The following is a 2055-nucleotide window of genomic DNA, read 5'->3' as shown; positions in this document are numbered from 1 at the left end:
CCGCTTCCAGCACGCTTTAGCTTCCGCCGCCGGACCCACGAGTATGAACCCCGTCGACGTCGCCGGCCTCCCGGTCGGGGACGGCCACCCGCCGCGGATCATGGGCGTGTTGAACATGAGCGTCGAGTCGAACTACGACCCCAGCACCTGGGGCGACGTGGACGGCGCCGTGGACCACGCCGAGCGGATGGCCGCCGAGGGCGCGGACATCATCGACGTGGGACTCCAGTCCTCGAACCCCAAGAACCCGTGGCAGGCGGTCGACACCGAACTCGAACGGCTGGAGCGCGCGCTCGAAGTCGTCGACCGCGCGGACTGCGACGCGGTCTGGTCGATCGAGACGCGCTACGCCGAGGTCGCCGACGAGGCGCTCGCCCGCGGCTTCGACATGGTGAATGACGTCTGCGGCTTCGCGGACCCCGACATGCCCGACGTCTGTGAGAAACACGACGCCGCGGTCGTGAAGATGGCCTCGCCGCCGGACATCCAGTCCCCGGGCCACCTCCGCTCCATCGACGACTGCTTCGCCGCGCTGGCCCGCGGCGGCTTCACCGAGAAGACGATTATCGACCCCGCCTTCGGCGGCTGGTACGACGAGAAGACGTACGAGGACAACTGGGAGATGTTCCGCCGGCTCCGGGAGTTCCGGGCGTTCAACCGCCCGATGCTGACCGCGACCAACCGCGAGGACTTCCTCGGGGAGATCGCGGACCGCCCCGACACCGAGGACCAACTCGCGGTCAGCCTCGCGGCGGCGACGATGGAGGTCGAACGCGGCGCGGACATCATCCGTACCCACGACGTGCCGGAGACCGCCGACGTGGCCGCAGTCGCCGACTTCCTCGGTGATCGGCGCGCGATCGAGTCCGGTCCGGCTGCCCACGAGGGCGAGGACGAAGCGGGCGTCCACGCGGCCGAACTCACCGGCGTCACCCCCCGCGAGGTCGCCCGTAACACCGCCCTCCGCGAGCACGACGGGATCGACCCGGCGGAAGCGGTGACGCTCACGTTCGCCGCCGGCGACCTGCCCGCGGCCGCTCACGAGGAACTCATGACGGTCGGCGGCGAGCACGGCCTGCTCGTCGCTTCAGGGGACGCCGGCGACACGATCCCAGCCGACGAGGTCGAGACTGCTGCCGACGAGTCGGAGGGCGGGCAGGGCGACAGCCCGGCCGGCGAGGGGACGTTCGTCTCGGGGACGCTCGCGGCCTACGAGGACGCGCTGCCCGAACTGTCGGGGAGGCCCGGGTTGGAGGCGCTCGCCAGAGCGATCCGCGAGGCGATCGACCGCGAGCAGCTGTAGTCAGCCACGTCGCAGGAGCAGCGTCGCGGTCCCGGCGCCCATCAGCACTACCGCGACCGCGAGTAGTGCGGGTAGGTCCCCGGCCAACACGGCCGACGCGAAGTCGACGATCGCCCCCCAGATCGCGTCGCGGAACTCGATTATCCCGCCCACGAGGAACACGAGCGAGAGCAGGAACAGCGCGGCGATCACCATCCCCCGAACCGGGTTCTGCCGGATCGCGAGGCCGAGACGCTCCTTGAACGTCGGCACGCCGTCGTCCCACGCCCGCTCGCCGCTCCGATCGTCTGGTCGGCTCACGGTCCCCCCTTCGAACGCTCCCACCTGTCGTTTTCCCTTCGGACGTCGGCCGACCCGCCCCCGGCGACCTCGCTGGCCCGTGGCGTGTCACCGCCGTGGGGCGTGTGCCGGTCCCTGACTCTGATCGCATGTGTCGACTCGGTCGCGTCGTCGACGACCAGTGCCTCGCCCCGCCCGCTCGGAAGTCGGTCCTCGAGCGTGCCGGAGAGGTACGTCGGACTCGCGGCCGCGAGCGCCTCGATGTCGGCCTCGCTCGTCAGCCGGTGAGCGAGCAGTAGGTCGGCCTGCGAGGCGGCGACCGCGGGAAGCGCCGACAGGCGCTGTGTCGCCAACACGAGCGAGACACCCGGCGCGCGCCCCCGAGTGAGGAGTGTCCGGAGCGCCGTGCCCGCGACGCCGTCGACGGCGACGTGTGCCTCGTCGACGAACAGCCACGGCAGCCGACCCGGACG

The 2055-nt window shown here is 71.3% G+C and carries 3 protein-coding genes; 1 reads left to right on the top strand and 2 read right to left on the bottom strand.

The annotated features are described in order from the left end of the window. The first annotated feature begins 43 nt into the window (after positions 1–43). Complete coding sequence (gene folP, locus ACFR9S_RS06225) at positions 44–1303, top strand: dihydropteroate synthase (RefSeq protein WP_379818284.1); 1260 nt, start codon at positions 44–46, stop codon at positions 1301–1303. Here the strand turns inward: folP and ACFR9S_RS06220 are convergent, their stop codons facing one another. Continuing rightward, positions 1304–1603 carry a hypothetical protein gene (locus ACFR9S_RS06220; RefSeq protein ID WP_379733224.1) on the bottom strand — a complete coding sequence of 100 codons (300 nt, stop codon included), beginning with the start codon at positions 1601–1603 and terminating at the stop codon, positions 1304–1306. Beyond that, a partial coding sequence (locus tag ACFR9S_RS06215) for an ATP-binding protein (RefSeq protein ID WP_379818283.1) occupies positions 1600–2055 on the bottom strand: 456 nt, incomplete at its 5' end. The genes ACFR9S_RS06220 and ACFR9S_RS06215, both read right to left, overlap by 4 nt.

This window comes from Halolamina salina (genome assembly GCF_042678005.1).
In the GTDB taxonomy this organism is placed as follows: domain Archaea; phylum Halobacteriota; class Halobacteria; order Halobacteriales; family Haloferacaceae; genus Halolamina; species Halolamina salina.
The sequence above is the reverse complement of the archived record's forward strand: the minus strand, read 5'-3'. Positions and strand labels throughout refer to the sequence as shown.